15 protein-coding genes and 1 tRNA gene are annotated in these 19,043 nt (G+C 70.0%); 10 read left to right on the top strand and 6 right to left on the bottom strand.

Features of this window, described 5'->3' with window-relative positions:
- Positions 1 to 289: 289 nt before the first annotated feature.
- Complete coding sequence (locus JOC24_RS26060; protein ID WP_205022833.1) at positions 290 to 1,594, top strand: SAM-dependent methyltransferase; 1,305 nt, start codon at positions 290 to 292, stop codon at positions 1,592 to 1,594.
- Positions 1,595 to 1,654: 60 nt separating this feature from the next.
- Here the strand turns inward: JOC24_RS26060 and JOC24_RS26055 are convergent, their stop codons facing one another.
- The 3 genes from JOC24_RS26055 to JOC24_RS26045 all read right to left on the bottom strand — a co-directional run bounded on the left by JOC24_RS26055 (position 1,655) and on the right by JOC24_RS26045 (position 6,208).
- On the bottom strand, positions 1,655 to 4,192 hold the full coding sequence (locus JOC24_RS26055) for an ABC transporter permease (RefSeq protein WP_205022832.1): 2,538 nt from the start codon (positions 4,190 to 4,192) through the stop codon (positions 1,655 to 1,657).
- 58 nt (positions 4,193 to 4,250) lie between these two features.
- Entirely contained in the window at positions 4,251 to 5,063 is an 813-nt protein-coding gene (locus tag JOC24_RS26050; RefSeq protein WP_239580991.1) for an ABC transporter ATP-binding protein, read from the bottom strand.
- Between the two features lie 125 nt (positions 5,064 to 5,188).
- Positions 5,189 to 6,208 carry a LacI family DNA-binding transcriptional regulator gene (locus JOC24_RS26045; protein ID WP_205022830.1) on the bottom strand — a complete coding sequence of 340 codons (1,020 nt, stop codon included), beginning with the start codon at positions 6,206 to 6,208 and terminating at the stop codon, positions 5,189 to 5,191.
- A gap of 222 nt (positions 6,209 to 6,430) precedes the next feature.
- Here JOC24_RS26045 and JOC24_RS26040 point away from each other — a divergent pair, with 222 nt between their 5' ends.
- From JOC24_RS26040 to JOC24_RS26005, 8 genes are all read left to right on the top strand, one after another.
- Positions 6,431 to 8,164, top strand: coding sequence for an ABC transporter substrate-binding protein (locus tag JOC24_RS26040; RefSeq protein ID WP_205022829.1), 1,734 nt, complete (start codon positions 6,431 to 6,433; stop codon positions 8,162 to 8,164).
- Positions 8,165 to 8,191: 27 nt separating this feature from the next.
- A complete protein-coding gene (locus JOC24_RS26035) occupies positions 8,192 to 9,244 on the top strand; it encodes an ABC transporter permease (RefSeq protein ID WP_307792758.1) in 1,053 nt (350 codons plus the stop codon).
- Complete coding sequence (locus JOC24_RS26030) at positions 9,241 to 10,131, top strand: ABC transporter permease (protein WP_205022828.1); 891 nt, start codon at positions 9,241 to 9,243, stop codon at positions 10,129 to 10,131. The genes JOC24_RS26035 and JOC24_RS26030 overlap by 4 nt, the downstream gene beginning before the upstream one ends.
- Positions 10,132 to 10,135: 4 nt before the next feature.
- The gene (locus tag JOC24_RS26025) at positions 10,136 to 11,080 is read left to right on the top strand and encodes an ABC transporter ATP-binding protein (RefSeq protein WP_205022827.1); all 945 of its coding nucleotides are present in this window, start codon (positions 10,136 to 10,138) and stop codon (positions 11,078 to 11,080) included.
- Positions 11,080 to 11,973 carry an ATP-binding cassette domain-containing protein gene (locus JOC24_RS26020; protein WP_205022826.1) on the top strand — a complete coding sequence of 298 codons (894 nt, stop codon included), beginning with the start codon at positions 11,080 to 11,082 and terminating at the stop codon, positions 11,971 to 11,973. The genes JOC24_RS26025 and JOC24_RS26020 overlap by 1 nt, the downstream gene beginning before the upstream one ends.
- Complete coding sequence (locus tag JOC24_RS26015) at positions 11,970 to 14,375, top strand: glycoside hydrolase family 2 protein (protein WP_205022825.1); 2,406 nt, start codon at positions 11,970 to 11,972, stop codon at positions 14,373 to 14,375. Before JOC24_RS26020 ends, JOC24_RS26015 begins: the two co-directional genes overlap by 4 nt.
- 251 nt (positions 14,376 to 14,626) lie before the next feature.
- Positions 14,627 to 14,710 (top strand) — tRNA-Leu (locus tag JOC24_RS26010).
- Positions 14,711 to 15,005: 295 nt separating this feature from the next.
- Positions 15,006 to 15,893, top strand: coding sequence for a Bax inhibitor-1/YccA family protein (locus JOC24_RS26005; protein ID WP_205022824.1), 888 nt, complete (start codon positions 15,006 to 15,008; stop codon positions 15,891 to 15,893).
- Positions 15,894 to 15,974: 81 nt separating this feature from the next.
- Here JOC24_RS26005 and JOC24_RS26000 read toward each other — a convergent pair whose 3' ends face one another.
- Complete coding sequence (locus tag JOC24_RS26000) at positions 15,975 to 16,205, bottom strand: DUF4287 domain-containing protein (protein ID WP_205022823.1); 231 nt, start codon at positions 16,203 to 16,205, stop codon at positions 15,975 to 15,977.
- Between the two features lie 100 nt (positions 16,206 to 16,305).
- Between JOC24_RS26000 and JOC24_RS25995 the strand changes: the two genes are divergently transcribed.
- Entirely contained in the window at positions 16,306 to 16,635 is a 330-nt protein-coding gene (locus JOC24_RS25995) for a hypothetical protein (RefSeq protein WP_205022822.1), read from the top strand.
- Here JOC24_RS25995 and JOC24_RS25990 read toward each other — a convergent pair.
- Together JOC24_RS25990 and JOC24_RS25985 are read right to left on the bottom strand one after the other, a co-directional pair.
- Entirely contained in the window at positions 16,632 to 17,471 is an 840-nt protein-coding gene (locus JOC24_RS25990; RefSeq protein ID WP_239580990.1) for a hypothetical protein, read from the bottom strand. The two genes, JOC24_RS25995 and JOC24_RS25990, sit on opposite strands and share 4 nt — an antisense overlap.
- Positions 17,472 to 17,807: 336 nt before the next feature.
- Entirely contained in the window at positions 17,808 to 19,028 is a 1,221-nt protein-coding gene (locus JOC24_RS25985; RefSeq protein WP_205022820.1) for an acetyl-CoA C-acetyltransferase, read from the bottom strand.
- Positions 19,029 to 19,043 lie beyond the last annotated feature (15 nt).

Genomic DNA, 19,043 nt, shown 5'->3' with positions numbered 1-19,043 from the left:
CACCGAAGGGGTCGTCCGCCATCCGTGGTGCGGACGGCCCCTTCGGCGTACCCGGACCTGCGGGACTCCGTACTGCGGTCCGTGCCCTCTCGCGGCGGTCCGGCCCTCCGCAACTAGATGGCTAGTGCAGGTATTTTGCCGTTCCGTTGCCCCCGAGAGGGATGGCGTGGGTGCGGTGGGGTGTTGACGCCGGTGTACCTCGCCGTGGCCCCGAGGTGTCGCGGCCCGGTTCGGATGCGTATATGCGAATTTAGGCACGTTCGGAAACACCACCACGGAGGTGTGCACCATGGCCGACGCCGCATCGCGGCTGACCGCGCTCGCCGCAGAGTTGCTGGGAGAGCCCCTGCCGGTCCGGATCCGGGCCTGGGACGGCAGCGAGTCGGGGCCGCCGGGTGCGCCCACTCTCGTCCTGCGTCACCGCCGTGCCCTGCGCCGACTGCTCTGGAAGCCGGGCGAACTGGGCCTGGCCCGGTCCTGGGTGGCCGGCGAGATCGACGTCGACGGAGACCTGTACGCCGCCCTCGACGCCCTGGCCTCGCTGCTCTGGGAACGCGGCGCCGACGCGAAGGACCGTGTCCACCCCGTCCGCGACCCGAAGGTACGGGCATTCGCCGGCGGCCTCCTGCGACTGGCCGGCCCCTGGCCCCCGCCGCCCCCGCCCACCGAGGAGATCCGCCGCCGCGCCGGCACGCTCCACACCAGGCGCCGGGACAAGGAAGCCATCAGCCACCACTACGACGTGGGCAACGACTTCTACGCGTTGGTCCTCGGCCCGTCCATGGTCTACTCCTGCGCCTACTGGCAGGACGGTGCCACCCTCGAGGAGGCCCAGCGCGACAAGCTCGACCTCGTCTGCCGCAAGCTCGCGATCAAGGAGGGCGACCGCCTCCTCGACGTCGGCTGCGGCTGGGGCTCCATGGCCATCCACGCCGCCCGTGAGTTCGGTGCCCGGGTCACCGGGGTGACCCTCTCCGCCGAACAGGCCGCCTTCGCACGCAAGCGCATCGCCGAGGAAGGCCTCACCGACCGGATCGAGATCAGGGTCCAGGACTACCGGGACGTCAGGGACGGCCCGTACGACGCGGTCTCCTCGATCGGCATGGCCGAGCACGTCGGCTCGGTGCGCTTCCGCGAGTACGCCGACGACCTCTACGCCCTCCTCAAGCCCGGCGGCCGGCTGCTCAACCACCAGATCGCCCGCCGCCCCGAGAAGGACGAGTCGGCCTACCACGTCGACGACTTCATCGACGCCTACGTCTTCCCCGACGGCGAACTCGCCCCGGTGGGCCGCACCGTCGCCACTTTGGAGGAGGCCGGCTTCGAGACCCGGGACGTCGAGGCGATCCGTGAGCACTACGCACTGACCCTGCGCCGGTGGGTGACCAACCTGGAGAAGGACTGGAAGGAGGCCGTGCGGGCCACCTCGCCCGGACGCGCCAGAGTGTGGCGGCTCTACATGGCCGCCTCCGCTCTCTCCTTCGAGCACAACAAGATCGGTGTCAACCAGATCCTCGCGGTGCGTCCGCGGGAGGACGGCGCGGCGGCCATGCCGCTGAGGGCCCGTGAATGGACGGCGTCCGCGAACGGCTGATTTGGGAACGCGGAAGGGCCGGTACCCGCCACCGCGGATACCGGCCCCTCCCGCGGACGGCTACTCCGTCTTGATCGCGGTCAGCATGTTCAGCTTCGCGCCGCTGCGGGCCGGCCACAGCGAGGCCAGCACCCCCACGAGCCCGGCCAGCACCAGGAAGAGCGCGAGCCGGTCCCACGGGATGACCAACGCGTAGCCGGGGATGTCGGCGGACAGGCTCTTTCCGATCGCCCAGCCGATGAACGTTCCGAGGGCGACTCCGATCACCGCTCCGAAGAGCGAGATGACGACGGCCTCCAGCCGGATCATGCGCTTGACCCTGCGCCGGTCCAGACCGATCGCGCGCAGCATGCCGATCTCCTGCTGGCGTTCGAAGACCGACATGGCCAGCGTGTTGACCACTCCGAGTACGGCGATCACCAGGGCCATCGCCAGCAGCCCGTACATGATGTTCAGCGCGGTGTTGATGAACCCGCCGAACATGTCCCGGATGCCCTGGCGGTCCATGATGCTCATCGCGGGGTTGTCACCGAGTGCCTTGACCACGGCCGCCTCGTTCGCGTCGCTCTGGCCGCCCTCCATGGTCAGCCACACCTCGCGGATGTCGGCGGCGCTCTCGTGCGGGGTGACGACGGTCTCGGAGATCAGGACCGGGGAGAGGAACTCGTTGCCCTCGTAGAGCGCCCCGACCTTCAGGGTCTCCTTCTTCTCGTCCTGGAACGTCACGGGGACACTGTCGCCGGTCTTCCAGCCGTGCGACTTCGCGGTCTTGCGGTCGACCACGATCTCGCCGTCCTTCAGCGAGGACAGCGACCCGGAGACCGTCTTGAGGTCGAAGACCTTCTCGACGTCTCCCGGGGTGACGCCGGAGGCCGAGACGCCTTCCTCGCCCTTGCCGCCGACGGTGAGCCACACGGACCGCTGCGGGGAGGCCGCCGCGACGCCGTCGGCCTTGCGCAGCGCGGTGAGCGCCGACTCGTCGAGCGAGTCCCCGCTGGCCATCGAGACCATGTAGTCGGCCCGGATGTTGTCCGTCGTCATCTTGTCGATGGCCTGGCCGAGCGTGACACCGAGCACGGAGATACCGGTGACCAGGGTCAGCCCGATCGCGAGGGCGGAGGCGGTGGCCCCGGTGCGGCGCGGATTGCGGACCGCGTTCTGCGCGGCCAGCTTGCCGGAGACCCCGAAGAGCTTCCGCAGCAGCGGGCGCGCCAGGGCGATCACCGGCCGGGAGAGCAGCGGGATGAGCACGATGACACCGACGAGGGCGAGGAAGGCTCCGCCACCGAGGAGCCACCGGCCGTTCTCGTCGCCCTGGGCGGCACCGGCCACGATCAGGGCGGAACCGAGGAGGGTGAGCACGGCGCCGAAGGAGTTCCGTACGACCAGCGACTTGGTCGTGGCCACCGCGTGCACGCTGCTCATCGCCGCCACCGGCGGGATCTTCGCGGCCCGGCGGGCGGGCAGCCACGCGGCGAACACGGTGATCAGCACGCCGACGGCGAATGCGGAGACGACCGCGGTGGGGGAGACGACCAGCGGACCGGCCGGGATCTTCCCGCCGAACATGCCCATCGCGGAGCGCAGGCCCACCGCGAGGGCGACACCGAGCGCGAAGCCGATCACCGAGGCGACCAGGCCGACCACACCGGCTTCGAGCAGGATGGCCCGCTTGACCTGCCTGCGGGAGGCGCCGACGGCGCGCATCAGGGCGAGTTCCTTGGTGCGCTGGGCGATCAGCATGGTGAAGGTGTTGGCGATCAGGAACACGCCGACGAAGAGCGCGATGGCCGCGAAGGCGAGCAGCATCGCGTTGAGGCTCTTGAGACCGGACTCGGTCATCTTCGCCTCCTCGTCCGCGAGGTCCGCGCCCGTCTTGGCCTCGGCGGTCTCGGGGATGAGGGGCTTCACGGCGTCCAGCAGCTTCTGGTCGGACGTTCCCGCCGTGGCGGCCACGGTGACGTCGCTGAACTCGCCGGGCTTCAGGTACAGCTTCTGGGCGACCTCGGTGTCGAAGAGGACGAGGCTGCCGCCCGCGTTCACGGCGCCGTCCTCGGTGGTGAAGATCCCGGAGAGGGTGTACTCCTTCACCGGCCCGTTCGTCGCGACCCGCACCGGCTTGCCCACGCGGTACTCGCCCTTGGCGGCGGTCTCCTTGTCGAGGGCGACCTGGCCGGCCTCCACCGGCCCCGAGCCGTCGGCGAACGTGTACTGCGGGTCCTTGCCGCCGGACCCGGGGGAGAAGTTGGATCCGGTGTTGGACCAGCCGTCGCCGATGAGCTTGCCGCCGGTGTCGGCGACGCCGGCGAACCCGGAGACGCGGCCGGTGGCCCCGGCCACCCCGTCGAGGTCCTGGATCTTCTCGAGCGTGGCCTCGTCGATGCCGTCGGCCTGGTCGTCGCCGCGCTGGGCCCAGGTCTTGACGGCCACGGCGACGTCGTCGTAGCTCTTGGCCGACTGGTTACGGAAGGCGTTGCCGAGGGTGTCGGTGAAGACGAGGGTGCCGGAGACGAACGCTACGCCGAGCATGACGGCGAGCACGGTCATCAGCAGCCTGGCCTTGTGCGCGAGCACATTGCGCAGGGCGGTACGGAACATGTCTGTGTGTCCTGGGATGGGTTCCGGAAGGGGGACGGGTGATGCGGCGGACGCCGCGTCAGCTGGTGCGGCCCTTCGCGTCGAACGCCTTCATCCGGTCGAGGACCCCGTCCGCGGTGGGGTGGATCATCTGGTCGACGACCGCGCCGTCCGCGAGGAAGACCACGCGGTCCGCGTACGAGGCTGCCACCGGGTCGTGGGTCACCATCACGACGGTCTGGCCGAGCTCACGCACCGAGTTGCGCAGGAAGCCGAGGACCTCGGCGCCGGAGCGGGAGTCGAGGTTCCCGGTCGGCTCGTCACCGAAGATGATCTCCGGCTGCGATGCCAGGGCGCGGGCGACGGCGACGCGCTGCTGCTGTCCGCCGGAGAGCTCCGTGGGGCGGTGCTTCAGCCGCTCGGAGAGGCCCACCATGTCGATGACCTTCTGGAGCCAGGCGGCGTCGGGCTTGCGGCCCGCGATGTCCATCGGCAGGGTGATGTTCTCCAGCGCGGTCAGCGTCGGCAGCAGGTTGAAGGCCTGGAAGATGAAGCCGATCTTGTCCCGGCGCAGCTGCGTGAGCTGCTTGTCCTTCAGCGTCCCCAGTTCGGTGTCGCCGATGCGCACGGAGCCGCTGCTGAAGCTGTCGAGACCGGCCACGCAGTGCATCAGCGTGGACTTGCCGGAACCCGAGGGGCCCATGATCGCGGTGAATTCCCCCTGCGGGAAGTCCACGGTCACCCGGTCGAGGGCGACGACCTGGGTCTCACCCTGGCCGTAGACCTTCGACAGCTCCGTGGCGCGGGCGGCGACCGCGGTGGTGCGGTGGACGGTGGTGGTGGTCACAGGGGGACTCCTGGTTCGGACGAGGGTGCGTGGGGACTCCTCCATCCTCGCCGCCGTACGGTCCCGGGTCGTCAGCCCTCGTGCCCGTTCCCGGGGCCCTCTTGAGTCGCACCCGCCGGGCGGCCGCGTAGTCCTGAGGGAGGAGGCCGACCCCGAGTCCCGCCGGTCGGTCAGCGGGGCCGGGCGGTGGATCCGCGGGGCACCAGGCGGGCCGCCGCGTCCTCGAATCCGGGAGCCGAGCCCTCGGCCACCATGGTCAGCAGGGTGCGGGCGGCATGGGTGCCGTACGCGGGGATGTCCCTGCTCAGCGCGGTCAGCGGGGGACGTACGACGCGGGAGAGCTGGGAGTCGTCCCAGGCGACGAGCGAGAGGTCGGCGGGCACGTCCAGGCCCATCTCCTGGGCGACCGAGAGCCCGGCGACGGCCATGATGTCGTTGTCGTAGATGACGGCGGTCGGCCGCGCGGCCGAGCTGATGAGCCGCCGGGTGGCGTGCGCGCCCTCCTCGCCGGAGTAGTCGGTGTGCACCACCACCGGTTCGTCCAGGCCGAGTTCGGCGCTGATCTCGCGCTGGGCGCGGTCGCGCAGCCGGGTGTGGGCCAGCTCGGGCAGCCCGGCGACCCGGGCGACGGAGCGGTGGCCGAGCGCGGCCAGGTACGTCAGGGTGTCCCGCAGTGCCGCCGAGTCGTCCGACCACACCGGGGTGAGCGGACCGGCGGCCGAGGGGTGGCCGATGACGACGGCCGGCATGCCCAGCTCGGCGATGCCCTCGATGCGCGGATCGGGGCAGCGGACGTCGGCGAGGAACACCCCGTCCACCCGGCCCTCGCCCCACCAGCGGCGGTACATCTCCAACTCCTGTGCCGGGTCGGTGACGACCTGGAGCAGGAGGGCACAGCCCCGGGCGGACAGTTCGGTCTCGATGCCGCTGATCAGTTCCATGAAGAACGGCTCGACCCCGAGCATCCTGGCCGGCCGGGACAGTGCGAGTCCCACGGTGTCGGCCCGGGCGTGGGTGAGGGCGCGGGCCGCGCTGTTGGGCCGCCAGCCGATCTCCACCGCGATGGCCTTGATGGAGGCGCGGGTGGCGGGGGAGACCCCGGGGCGGTCGTTCAACGCGTACGACACCGCGACCTTCGACACCCCGGCGCGGCGCGCGATGTCGGCGATCGTGGGGCGGTGCTTGGGCATGGGACCTCGCTTAACCGGTTCGTGTTCGTGACACATCCTAGCCGCAGGCCCCTGACCTCCGTCTTCCTCTTCGTGGTCCAGACCTCTCGGCAACTCCTCGCAGAAAGAGGCATGGGAGCGCTCCCGCTCTCTTGACTTCACCCGGAGGCGCCCATACCTTCACGGGCACTTACCCGGTTCAGTAACTCCGCTCGGCAGGGACGGCGGGGAAAAGGAGGGGCTATGGGTACGCGTACCCGGCTGCGGGTCACGACCGCTCTCGCCGTGTTCACACTCGCCGCGACCGCGTGCACGGGGGGCGGCTCCGGGACGGGCGGCACCGGCGGCCCGGCCGGCAAGGGCGGATCGCTGCCGCGCAACGAGACGCTCTACACGACCGGCACCCAGTGGGGGCCTCCGGCCAACTACAACCCGCTGCGCAACTGGGACCACGCGACCGGCACCAAGGGCCTGGTCTACGAGACCCTGTTCCACTTCGATCCGAACGAGGGCGAGCTGACTCCCTGGCTCGCGGAGTCGGGCAGCTGGACCGATGACAAGACGTACGAGCTGAAGCTGCGCCAGGGCATCACCTGGGCCGACGGCAAGCCGCTGACCGCCAAGGACGTGGCGTACTCCTACGGTCTCGGCAAGATCGAGGCCTCCGCCTTCCACTCGCTGTGGAGCTGGCTCTCCGACGCGAAGGCGGTGGACGACACCACGGTCCGCTTCACCTTCGAGGAGGCCCGCTACCAGGAGTGGGACTACATCCTCTACGGCCAGCCGATCGTCCCCGAGCACGTCTGGGGCTCGCGCACCGACGAGGACGTCCTCAACGGCGTCAACGACAAGCCGGTCGGCACCGGAGCGTACAAGCTGAAGAGCAAGTCCCAGGACCGGGTCGTCTGGGAGCGGCGCGACGACTGGTGGGGAACGAAGGCACTCGGCATGACGCCGGCCCCCCGCTACATCGTCGACGTCTCCAACCCGAGCAACGAAGTGGTCATCGGCCAGCTGGGCCAGGGCCAGCTGGACCTCAGCAACAACTTCCTGCCCGGCGCGTCCTCGCTGATCAAGAGCAAGAAGGTCGTGTCGTACTACGACGAGGCCCCCTACATGCTCTCGGCCAACACCGCCTGGCTGGTGCCCAACACCACCAGGAAGCCGATGGACGACGCCGCCTTCCGCCGGGCCCTCGCCGCGTCCGTCGACACCGGCAAGATCGTCAAGGGCGTGTACGGCGACCTGGTCAAGCCGGCCTCCCCGTCCGGTCTGCTGCCGCAGTGGGAGCAGTTCGACGACAAGGCCCTCATCGAGGAGAAGGGCTTCACGCACGACGCCGCCGCGGCGAAGAAGGAGCTCGCGGACGCCGGTTACGTGGACAAGGACGGCGACGGCTTCGTCGAGAACAAGGACGGCTCCGCCCTCGCCCTGAAGCTTGCCGTGCCCTCGGGCTGGACCGACTGGATGGAAGCGGCCAAGGTCATCGCCGCCGGGGCCAAGGACGCGGGCATCAAGGTCAGCACCGAGTTCCCGGACCAGAACGCCCTGGGCGAGCAGCGCGGCAAGGGTGAGTTCGACCTCGTCATCAACAACGAGCGCCAGCTGTCCAACACCCCGTGGACGTACTACGAGTACATGTTCCAGCTGCCGGTCCAGAAGCAGCAGAACACGGTGAACTTCGGGCGCTACGAGAACGAGGAGGCATGGAAGCTGGTGCAGGAACTCGGCGGGGTCAGGACCGACGACACCGCGGGCATGAAGGCCGCCGTCTCGAAGATCCAGGACATCCAGCTGACCGAGATGCCCATCATCCCGCTCTGGTACAACGGCCTCTGGTCGCAGTCCACCTCCGGCACCTGGACGAACTGGCCGTCGAGCGCCCCCGGAGCCCCGAAGACGGCACCCGCCCTGTGGCGCAACTGGCTGGAGATGGGCGGCTTCGAGACGCTCACGCAGCTGAAGCCCGCCAAGTGACGCCGCCGACTCCATGACCGCCCCGCCGTGCGCGCACCACCTGACCGTGCGCGCACGGCGGGGCTCTCCACCAGGGGAGCACCCTTGCGCCGCTATTTCGCCCGCAAACTCGTCGTCTACGCACTGACCTTCGTCGTCGCCGTCACCGTCAACTGGATGATCCCGCGTTTCATGCCCGGTGACCCCGTCTCCGCCATGGTCGCCCGTGCCCGGGTCTCCCAGCCGGAGGCCGCCGAGGCGATGCGCACCTACTACAACGACCTGTTCGGCTTCGACGAACCCCTGTGGCAGCAGTACGGGCACTTCTGGGGCGCGCTGCTCCAGGGCGATTTCGGGATCTCCATCTTCGTCTTCCCCACGCCCGTCGGCGACGTCCTGCTCGGCGCGCTCCCGTACACGCTCGGGCTGATGATCCCGGCCGTCCTGCTCAGCTGGTTCGTCGGCAACTGGATCGGTGCGCTGTCAGCCCGCCGCAAGGTCCTCGACAACACCGTGCTGCCGGCCGGCTATCTGCTGACCGCCATGCCCTACATGTGGATCGCCGTCATCCTCGCCTGGGCGCTGGGTGCCAAGGCCGGCTGGTTCCCCATATCGGGGGGCTACAGCCTGGACATCCAGCCCGGCTGGAGCGCCGACTTCGCGCTGGACGCGCTGCACCACTGGGTGCTGCCGTTCCTCTCGCTGTTCCTGGTCGCCCTCGGAGGCTGGGCCATCGGCATGCGCAACATGATCATCTATGAGCTGGAGTCCGACTACTCCTCCTATCTCTCCGCCCTCGGCGCACCGCAGCGCCTCATCCGCCGCTACGCGTTCCGCAACGCGGTCCTGCCCCAGATCACCGGCCTCGCCCTCCAGTTGGGGGTGCTGGTCGCCGGAGCGCTCGTCACCGAGATCGTCTTCGCCTATCCGGGGCTCGGCTCACTGATCCTGGCCGCGATCCAGAACCAGGACTTCTTCCTGCTCCAGGGGGCGTTCCTGTTCATCGTCATCGGCGTACTGATCGCCAACTTCCTCATCGACATCGTGTACGTCGTCGTCGATCCCCGCACCCGTACGGGCATGGCAGGAGGCACGTCATGAGCACACTGCCGGACGCGGCACCCGAGGCGCCCGTGGCCCGAGCGGGCCGCGAGTCGCTGCACTACGCGGTGCGCAACCCCAAGCTGATCATCGGCGTGACCCTGGTCGCGATCCTGCTGGCGGTCGGCGTCGTAGGCCCGATGCTGCTCGACAACGGCAACCCCAACGAATACGTGGGCCCGCAGGCGTCCGCGCCGGACGGCACGTACTGGATGGGGACCACGACCTTCGGGCAGGACGTGTACGCGCAGTTCGTACACGGGCTGCGCGCCACCTTCCTGGTGGGCGTCGTCGGCGGAGCCATCGCCGCCGTCATCGCCATGGTCGTCGGCTTCCTCGCCGGCTACCGGGGCGGAGTCGTCGACGAGATCCTCAACATGCTCACCAACGTCGTCCTGGTGATCCCCGCCCTCGCCGTCCTGCTGATCATCAACGCCTACATGGGGGTGCGCAGCGTCGCCGTGCAGGGTCTTTTCATCGGCCTGACCTCGTGGCCCTGGGCGGCGCGGGCGATCAGGGCGCAGACGTTCTCGCTGCGCACCCGGGAGTTCGTGGACCTGGCCCGGCTCAGCGGGAGCGGCACCTGGCGGATCGTCTTCCGCGAGATCGCGCCCAACATGAGTTCGTACCTCTTCATGACGTTCATCCTGCTCTTCGGCGGGTCCATCCTGATCGCCTCGTCGCTGGACTTCATCGGTCTCGGCCCGACCGAGGGCGTCTCGCTCGGCCTGATGCTGCAGAGCGCGCAGCAGTGGAGCGCGCTCCAACTCGGCATGTGGTGGTGGTTCGTCCCCCCTGGCGCCGGGATCACCGCGATCGTCGGCGCGCTCTACGTCGCCAACGTGGGCCTCGACGAGGTCTTCAACCCGAAGCTGAGGGAGTCGTGAGCGCATGACCCTGACCGTCAACGACCTGCGGGTCCACTACCGCACGCTGCGCGGCGAGGTCCGGGCCCTGGACGGCGTCGGCTTCGACCTGGCGGACGGCGAGATCCTGGGCCTGGCGGGCGAGTCCGGCTGCGGCAAGACCACCCTGGGCAAGTCCCTCATCCGCCTCGACGGCCGGATGCGGCACGTCGGCGGCACCGTGACGCTGGACGGCGACGACCTGCCGCTGTCCGACGACCGGGCGATGAACGCCTACCGTTTCCACAAGATCTCGCTCGTCCCCCAGTACTCGATGAGTGCGCTCAACCCGACCCGCCGTTTCGGACGCATGATCCGCGAGCTACTCGCCTCGCGCGGCGTCACCGTCGACACGGACGAACTCCACCGGCGGCTCGCACTGGTCGGCCTGGAGCCCGGCGTCCTGGACCGCTACCCGATCGAGCTGTCCGGCGGCATGAAGCAGCGCACCGTCATGGTGATCTCCACGCTGCTCGACCCGTCCGTCCTCATCGCCGACGAGGTCACGTCGGCACTGGACGTCTCCAACCAGCAGGCCGTCGTGGGCGCCCTCACGGGGCTCCGCGACAAGGGCCTGGTCACCAGCATGATCTTCGTGACCCATGACCTCGGGCTCACCTCGCACATCGCCGACTCGATCATGGTGATGTACGCCGGCAAGCTCGCCGAGAAGGCCCCCACGAAGGTCCTGACGAACGGGCCCCGCCACCCGTACACCAAGATGCTGATCGGCTCGCTGCCCCAGGTGGGCGCCCGCTACAAGGACAAGCCGCTCAGCGGCATCGAGGGCTCCCCACCCTCCCTGCTGAATCCACCGGCCGGCTGCCGCTTCCGCGACCGCTGTCCCCTCGCCGACGCCCGGTGCGCCGAGGAACCGCCGGTCGTCGAGATAGCCCCCCGCCACACCGTCGCATGCTGGAAGGCGGCCTGATGCTGACCCTCGACCGTGTCACCAAGACCTTCAGGGCCGGCGCCTTCGGCGGCGGCTCCGTCACCGCGGTGAACCAGGTGTCCTTCGAGGCGGCGCCCGGCGAACTGGTCTCCCTCATCGGCGAGAGCGGCAGCGGCAAGTCCACCATCGGCCGCATGGTGCTGGGCCTGACCCAGGTCAGCTCCGGCAGCCTCACCCTGGACGGCGAACAGGTCCGGCCCGGCAAGGACTTCTACCGCCGCGTCCAGGGCGTCTTCCAGGACCCCTTCAGCTGCTACAACCCCGTCTTCAAGGCCGACCGCGTCTTCGCGCTGGTGCGCCGCGGCTACCACCCGGGCGTCTCCGACAAGGAGTGGGCCGGGCGCGTGGAGAAGGCTGTGCGCGACGTACGCCTGGACCCCGGGCAGGTGCTCGGCCGCTACCCGCACCAGCTCAGCGGTGGACAGCTCCAGCGCCTGCTCATCGCCCGCGCCCTCCTGCTCGACCTGCGCTTCCTGGTGGCCGACGAGATCACCAGCATGCTCGACGCCTCCACCCGCATCGACGTGCTCAACCTCCTCGCCGGTCTCAAGGAACGCGGCCTCGGCGTCCTCTACATCACCCACGACCTCTCGCTCGGCACCTATCTCGCCGAGAAGACGGTGGTGCTGCGGAACGGCCGTGTCGTCGAACGCGGCGACACGCAGAAGGTTTTCGGCAACCCCCTCCACCCCTACACCCGCACGCTCCTGGCCGCGGTGCCCCGGCTGAACGAACCCTGGACGTCCGCCGAACCCGTGGAGGCTTGCGCCTACCACGAGGGGGACGCGCGGGACACCGACCTGTACGAGACCGAGCCCGACCACTTCGTCGCCTGCGCCGGACTGCCCGACTGCGGAAGGACCTCAGCGTGACCCCTCGCCACCTGCCCGTGCACGAAGGCTGGACGCTCCTCGCCGACGGCCCCGTGCCGGTGGGGCTCCCCCCGGACGGTGTCCCGGCCTCCGTGCCGGGCTGTGTACACACCGACCTGATGGCCGCCGGACTGATCGACGACCCCTACCTCGACGACAACGAGACCCGGCTCGGCTGGATCGGCCGCACCGACTGGACCTACCGCACGGACTTCGTGTGGTCGGCCGACGGTCACGAGTTCACCGACCTGTGCTTCGGCGGCCTCGACACCGTCGCCACGATCCTGCTCAACGGCACCGAGATCGGCTCCACCGCCAACCAGCACCGCAGCCACCGCTTCCCCGTCCGGCCGCTCCTGCGCGAGGGCGCCAACACCCTCGTCGTGCGCTTCACCGCCCCCTACACCTACGCCGAGGCGCTCCGCGACAAGCTCGGCGACCGGCCCGGCGCCTACACCGAGCCGTACGCCTTCATCCGCAAGATGGCCTGCAACTTCGGCTGGGACTGGGGCCCGACCCTGGTCACCTCCGGCATCTGGCGGCCGGTCGCGCTGGAGTCCTGGACCGGTCCCCGCATCGCCGAGGTGAAGGTCCTCGCCGACCTCGACGGGGACGGGGTGCCGCGTCTCTCGCTGACCCTCGATGCCGACCGGTCAGCGGGCGGGCCCCTGGAGGCTTCGGTGGAGGTGGCCGGGGAACGCGCCGTGTTCACCGTCCCGGCCGGCCAGGACCGCGGCGCCGTCACCCTCTCCGTCCCCGGAGCCGCGCGGTGGTGGCCGCACAGCCACGGCGAGCAGCCGCTGTACGACGTCACGGTGCGCCTCGGCGACGACGCGTGGAACGGCAGGACGGGCTTCCGGGGCGTCGGCCTGGAGCGCGAGGCATTCCGCGTCTCCGTCAACGACGAGCCCGTCTTCGTACGCGGGGTGAACTGGATCCCCGACGACTGCTTCCCGGCGCGGGTCACCCGGCAGCGGGTCTCCGACCGTCTCGACCAGGCGGTCGCCGCGGGCGTCAACCTGGTCCGCGTCTGGGGCGGCGGGCTCTACGAGAGCGACGACTTCTACGAGCTGGCCGATGAGAAGGGGCTGCTGGTCTGGCAGGACTTCCCGTTCGCCTGCGCCGCCTACCCGGAGGAGCAGCCGCTGTACGACGAGGTGGCCGCGGAGGCCCGCGAGAACCTCGTCCGGCTCGCCCCGCACCCCTCGCTGGTGCTGTGGTGCGGCAACAACGAGAACCTGGAGGGCCACGCCGACTGGGGCTGGCAGGAGAAGCTGGAGGGCCGCACCTGGGGCCACGGCTACTACCACGAACTCCTGCCCGCCCTGTGCGCCGAGACCGACCCCACCCGTCCCTACTGGCCGGGGTCGCCCTACTCCGGTTCCCCGGAACTGCCCCCGAACGACCCGGCCCTGGGCACGGTCCACCTGTGGGACGTGTGGAACCGGGTCGACTACACGCACTACGCCGACACCGCGCACCGCTTCGTGGCGGAGTTCGGCTTCCAGGGCCCGCCCGCGTATGCCACCCTGCGCCGCGCCGTCAGCGGTCCGCTGCGTCAGGACGCCCCGCTGGTCTCCCGTCACCAGAAGGCGGAGGACGGCGACGCGAAGCTGCTGCGCGGCCTGGGCGACCATCTCCCGCAGCCCGCGTCCTTCGACGACTGGCACTGGCTCACCCAGCTCAACCAGGCCCGCGCGGTCGCCTTCGGCATCCGCCACTTCCGCTCGCACGGCCCGTACTGCACGGGCGCGATCGTGTGGCAGCTCAACGACTGCTGGCCGGTCGTGTCCTGGTCGGCGGTGGACGGTGACGGCCGCCGCAAGCCGCTCTGGTACGCCCTGCGCAGGGCGTACGCGGACCGGCTCATGGCGGTACGGGACGGCGCCCTGCACCTGGTGAACGACTCCCCCCGCCTCTGGGAGGGCACGCTGCGGCTGACCCGGCGCTCCCTGGACGGTGCCGTCCTGGCCGAGGAGACCGTCGCGGTGGGCACCGCTGCCCGCGGGGTCACCCGGGTGCCCCTGCCCCCCTCGGTGGCCGAGCCGGACGAGAGCACCCGCGAGGTGCTGGTGGCGGAGCTGGGCGAGCTGCGGACGGTCGAGTTCTACGAGGAGGACACCCGTCTCGCGCTGCCGCCGGCGCTGTACGACGTCGCGGTCACCCAGGGTGACGAATCCGGGATCGGCTACCGGGTCACGGTGACCGCGCGGACGCTGCTGCGCGACCTCGCGCTCTTCCCCGACCGACTGGATCCGGCGGCGGAGGTCGACGACATGCTCGTCACCCTGCTGCCCGGCGAGAGCGCCGCCTTCCACGTCACGGGAGCGGTGTTGAAGGACCCCGGGGCGCTGGGCTCACGGCCCGTCCTGCGCTGCGTCAACGACACCGTCGACGGATGAGGTGGCGGAGCCCTGGCGAGCGGTGGCGCGACCCATGGCGCGGGGGGCCGTACCGGTGCGTCGAGTTTCCGTCATTCCCGTTTGCCGCGGTTCGTCCCCCTCGGCCGGGCAGGGCTTGTGCTGATGCGGTGGCAGGTGTCTGACGGACCCTCACACGATCAATAAAATAAGACAACATCGAGTGGATGTTCCGCTGTTCGAGGGAGACCCACGGATAGGGTCATGTGCCAAACGCGGAGCCGCGCGCCCACGCCCGGGTGGTGGAATGCAGACACGGCGAGCTTAAACCTCGCTGCCTCCTCGGGGGCGTGCCGGTTCGAGTCCGGCTCCGGGCACGCGCTCGCAGGGGCGTGGGTGCGTGAGGCCCGGAGGAGCGGAAGCCGTTCCGAGACACGATGTCACTCATGAGACGAACACGGCGGGTGACGAGATCCTGCCGTACGTCGGCTGCTCCCGGCGGCCCGGCCGGCTTTTCACCGGGCCGCCCCGGGGGTACGAGGGTCTGGTACCCGTGCCGAGGCTCCGGGGCCTCAGGCTTCCGTAAAGATCCTCCTCTGGCACTAGGGTGATTGTTTTGCCTACCCATTACTCTTGACGCAAGGCCGCGCACGGTGGCCATGGAGGAGTGAAATGAGGAGCAGCAACCCGGTCTTCTCGCGACGGGGGTTCAGCCGCGACAACGGCCACGCGGGCTTCAACGCGGTGCCGCAGGCCGGGGCCCCCGCAGCGGGTGCCAACCCGTACGCGCAGGGCACCGCCGCCAACCCGTACGCCACGAACCCCTACGCCCAGCAGGACACCCAGTACGGCGCCCCGCAGGCGCCGGCGCGCTCCGGTGCGATGACGATCGACGACGTCGTCACGCGTACGGCGATGACGCTGGGCACCGTGGTGCTCACCGCCGCGCTCTCCTGGGCCCTGCTGCCGGTCGACGAGGCCAATCTCGGCAAGTCGTACGGCATCGCCATCGGCGCCGCCCTGGTGGCGTTCGTCTTCGCGATGATCCAGTCGTTCAAGCGCAAGGCCTCGCCGGCGATCATCCTCGCGTACGCGGCCTTCGAGGGTGTCTTCCTCGGAGTGATCTCCAGCGCGGTCAGCACCTACATCGGCCCCGGCACGGTGATGCAGGCGGTGATGGGCACCATGTGTGTCTTCGCCGGTGTCCTCATCGCGTACAAGATGCGCTGGATCCGCGTCACGCGCCGTTTCTACGGCTTCGTGATGGCCGCGGCCATGGGCTTCGTGCTCCTGATGATGGTCAACCTGCTGTTCTCCGTGTTCGGCGGCGGTGACGGCCTGGGCTTCCGCAGCGGCGGCCTCGGCATCCTCTTCGGCGTCATCGGCATCATCCTCGGTGCGTGCTTCCTGGCCCTGGACTTCAAGCAGGTCGAGGACGGCGTCAACTTCGGCGCACCGCGTGAGGAGGCATGGCTGGCGGCCTTCGGCCTCACCATGACCCTGGTGTGGATCTACCTGGAGATGCTGCGTCTGCTCTCCATCCTCAACGGGGACGACTGACCCCGTAGGCGCGACGACGACGGAACGGCCCTCAGGCCCTGCCTGCGGGCCGTTCCGTATGTCGCGGGGAGGGGGCCGTCCTCAGATGAGCTTGCGGGCGGCCCGTCTCAGGTCGTACTCATGGATGATCGCCTTGGCGTGGCCGTAGGTGAGGTCGTGTTCGCTGCGCAGCCAGCTGACCTTCTCCTCGAAGCGGAAGAGAGAGGGGCCTTCGTCGACGGTGCGGAGCCAGTCCGCGATGTCGCGACCGGTGCAGTGGGGGATCCGGGAGAGCAGGTTGCGATGGGTTTCTTCGGAGAAGACTTGAGACATCGGCGCCTCCGACGCAGTACGCGTTGCTGTTCCTTCCCGACACCGTGCCCGAGCACCGCGGCGTTGGCAACCATCCGGTGGGGGCGCGTAGGGTCACGGCGTGCTCGATACGACCCCCCTGATCGCCGCCGTGGACCGATTCGCCGACCGCCTGCGGAGCACTCCGCAGAGCCGGCTGCAGCGCGGCGTGGCCGCAGAGGCCCTGGTGACGGCCAGGGAGCTGTCCGCCCGGGCCCAGCGCGCCGAAGCGCCGGACCGGGAGCCGAGGATCATGCCGGACGTCGGGATATTCGCCGTCGGTGACCAGCTCGCGGTCGCTGGCCGGGACCTGGCCGTGGCACTGGAAACGGCCTCGTCCCAGGAGCTGGACGAGGCCGTGCGTCGTGTCGAGGAGGCGGCGGGTCGGGCGTTCGCACCCGGGCCGCGCTAGAACGAGGCGATGACGCGGTCGGCGAGTATGTAGACGTTCTCCCTGCCGCACGAGAACGTCAGCGCGTAGGCGCCGGAGACCCCGGAACCGCCCAGCAGTACCGGCTGTTCACCGGAGCGCAGCGAGTCCGCGAGCCGCTCGGCGGTCTCCCGGTGGCCCGGGGTCATGCAGAGCGTGGTGCCGTCGGCGAAGACGTACACATCGAGCGTCCCGAGGGGGCCGGGGCGCACGTCCGTGAGTTCCGTGGCGGTATCGGCGAGCCGCTCCAGGCGGTTCACGGTACGCTCATGGTCGGTGACCACGGGTGCCTGTGCGGGGACGAAGTCCGGGTGCGACGGGTGGCGGCGGCGGGCCGCGGCCAGCTCGGGGGAGTCCTCGGCGAACTCCGCGTACTCGACCACCTCGGGCAGGTCGGTGAGTTCGGCCAGCTCCGCCAGCTCGTCCAGGGCCTCGGTGGCTTCGAGGTCCATCGCCTCCAGGCCGGCGAAGTCCGCCTGCCGGGGCATGAAGAACGGGACTTCGTCGCCGAGCCCGCCCAGCAGTGACGGGGCGTCGGCGGCGTCGCGCGCCTCCTGGGCCGCCCAGAAGGCGCGGGCCTCGGCGAGTTCACGCTCCCGCTCCTCGGCGAGCGCGTCGGCGACCGCCGCGCGTATCTCCTCGGCGGGTGTCCCGGAGCTCCGGTTCTGCTGTTCGGGCACGGATGCGTGGAGGCTCCGTCCTTCCGCCAGCTCCGTGCGCAGGGCGGCGACCTGCTTGCGCAGCCCGTGAGCAGCGTGCAGAGCGGCGGCGCCGACGGCCGTGGCAGCGGCGGTGGTCAGCAACAGGGCAAACGGCATGGCGCTCACTGACATACTCCCGGTTTCAATCGACACCCCCGACTTCCTACATCAGCTTGTCCTGTGCCGACACCTGCTGTCAGTGCATTACGTCACGAATTGGACAGGACTTTGGGCCCGGTGTTTAGTCTTGTGGCTGGTGTGACCTGCGAAAACAACTCTCCCCCGGGATGCAGATCACATCCTGGGGGAGATTCGGTCACGATCGGACCTCGGGCCGGTTCGAGCGGGCCCTCGCGCGGGAGGGAGGGGCGGGTGCCGTGCCCGGAAGGGCGTCCACCTCGGGCGGCTCTCCTCCGGCCTTCGGCCGGGGGTCCCCCTGCCCTCCGCTACGGCTCAGCTCAGCCGCTCGATGACCATGGCCATGCCCTGGCCGCCGCCCACGCACATCGTCTCGAGGCCGAACTGCTTGTCGTGGAACTGCAGGCTGTTGATCAGCGTGCCGGTGATGCGGGCGCCCGTCATCCCGAAGGGGTGGCCCACGGCGATCGCGCCGCCGTTGACGTTGACCTTGTCGAGCGGCAGGCCGAGGTCCCGGTAGGACGGGATGACCTGGGCGGCGAACGCCTCGTTGAGCTCGGCCAGATCGATGTCGTCGATGGTCAGCCCGGCGCGCTTCAGCGCCTGCTTGCTGGCCTCGACCGGCCCGTAGCCCATGATCTCGGGGGACAGGCCGGAGACGCCGGTCGAGACGATCCGGGCCAGCGGGGTCAGGCCCAGCTCACGCGCCTTGGTGTCCGACATGATCACGAGCGCGGCGGCGCCGTCGTTGAGCGGGCAGCAGTTGGCCGCGGTGACGAGCCCGTCGGGGCGGAACGCGGGCTTCAGGCCCTGCACGCCCTCCAGGGTGACGCCCGCGCGGGGGCCGTCGTCCTTGGAGACGACCGTGCCGTCCGGCGTGGTCACGGGAGTGATCTCGCGCTCCCAGAAGCCGTTCTTGAGGGCTTCCTCGGCGAGGTTCTGCGACCGCACGCCGAACTCGTCCATGTCCTGGCGGGTGACGCCCTTGATCCGGGCGAGGTTCTCGGCGGTCTGCCCCATTGAGATGTACGCGTCGGGGACCAGGCCCTCCTCGCGCGGGTCGGTCCAGCTCGTCCCGGACTCCTCGGCACGGGCCGCCGTGCGGGCCTCGGCGTCGGCGAACAGCGGGTTGTGCGTGTCCGGCAGGCTGTCGGAGTTGCCCTTCGCGAACCGGGACACCATCTCGACACCGGCGGAGATGAACACGTCACCCTCGCCTGCCTTGATGGCGTGCAGCGCCATGCGGCTGGTCTGGAGCGAGGACGAGCAGTAGCGCGTGACCGTGCAACCGGGAAGGTGGTCCATCCCCATCTGTACGGCGATGACGCGGCCCAGGTTGTTGCCCTGCTCGCCGCCGGGGAGGCCGCAGCCGAGCATCAGGTCGTCGATGTCCCTGGGGTCCAGCTCGGGGACCTTGGCCAGCGCGGTCTGGATGATGGTCGCGGTCAGGTCGTCCGCGCGCAGGTCCTTGAGGGACCCCTTGAAGGCCCGGCCGATCGGCGAACGGGCAGCAGAGACGATCACGGCTTCGGGCATCACGCGGCTCCATGA

Origin of the sequence: Streptomyces sp. HB132 (genome assembly GCF_016909575.1) — a bacterium.
Taxonomy (GTDB): Bacteria; Actinomycetota; Actinomycetes; order Streptomycetales; family Streptomycetaceae; genus Streptomyces.
Note: the sequence above shows the minus strand (reverse complement) of the source record. Positions and strands in the feature narration are given on the sequence as shown.

Excerpts from the sequence above, each read along its gene's own strand:
- JOC24_RS26040 (WP_205022829.1), top strand. The coding sequence starts at position 6,431 with ATGGGTACGCGTACCCGGCTGCGGGTCACGACCGCTCTCGCCGTGTTC.
- JOC24_RS26055 (WP_205022832.1), bottom strand. The coding sequence starts at position 4,192 with ATGTTCCGTACCGCCCTGCGCAATGTGCTCGCGCACAAGGCCAGGCTG.
- JOC24_RS25990 (WP_239580990.1), bottom strand. The coding sequence starts at position 17,471 with ATGCCGTTTGCCCTGTTGCTGACCACCGCCGCTGCCACGGCCGTCGGC.
- JOC24_RS26060 (WP_205022833.1), top strand. The coding sequence starts at position 290 with ATGGCCGACGCCGCATCGCGGCTGACCGCGCTCGCCGCAGAGTTGCTG.
- JOC24_RS26045 (WP_205022830.1), bottom strand. The coding sequence starts at position 6,208 with ATGCCCAAGCACCGCCCCACGATCGCCGACATCGCGCGCCGCGCCGGG.
- JOC24_RS26030 (WP_205022828.1), top strand. The coding sequence starts at position 9,241 with ATGAGCACACTGCCGGACGCGGCACCCGAGGCGCCCGTGGCCCGAGCG.
- JOC24_RS25985 (WP_205022820.1), bottom strand. The coding sequence starts at position 19,028 with ATGCCCGAAGCCGTGATCGTCTCTGCTGCCCGTTCGCCGATCGGCCGG.
- JOC24_RS26005 (WP_205022824.1), top strand. The coding sequence starts at position 15,006 with ATGAGGAGCAGCAACCCGGTCTTCTCGCGACGGGGGTTCAGCCGCGAC.
- JOC24_RS26050 (WP_239580991.1), bottom strand. The coding sequence starts at position 5,063 with ATGGAGGAGTCCCCACGCACCCTCGTCCGAACCAGGAGTCCCCCTGTG.
- JOC24_RS26025 (WP_205022827.1), top strand. The coding sequence starts at position 10,136 with ATGACCCTGACCGTCAACGACCTGCGGGTCCACTACCGCACGCTGCGC.
- JOC24_RS26020 (WP_205022826.1), top strand. The coding sequence starts at position 11,080 with ATGCTGACCCTCGACCGTGTCACCAAGACCTTCAGGGCCGGCGCCTTC.
- JOC24_RS26000 (WP_205022823.1), bottom strand. The coding sequence starts at position 16,205 with ATGTCTCAAGTCTTCTCCGAAGAAACCCATCGCAACCTGCTCTCCCGG.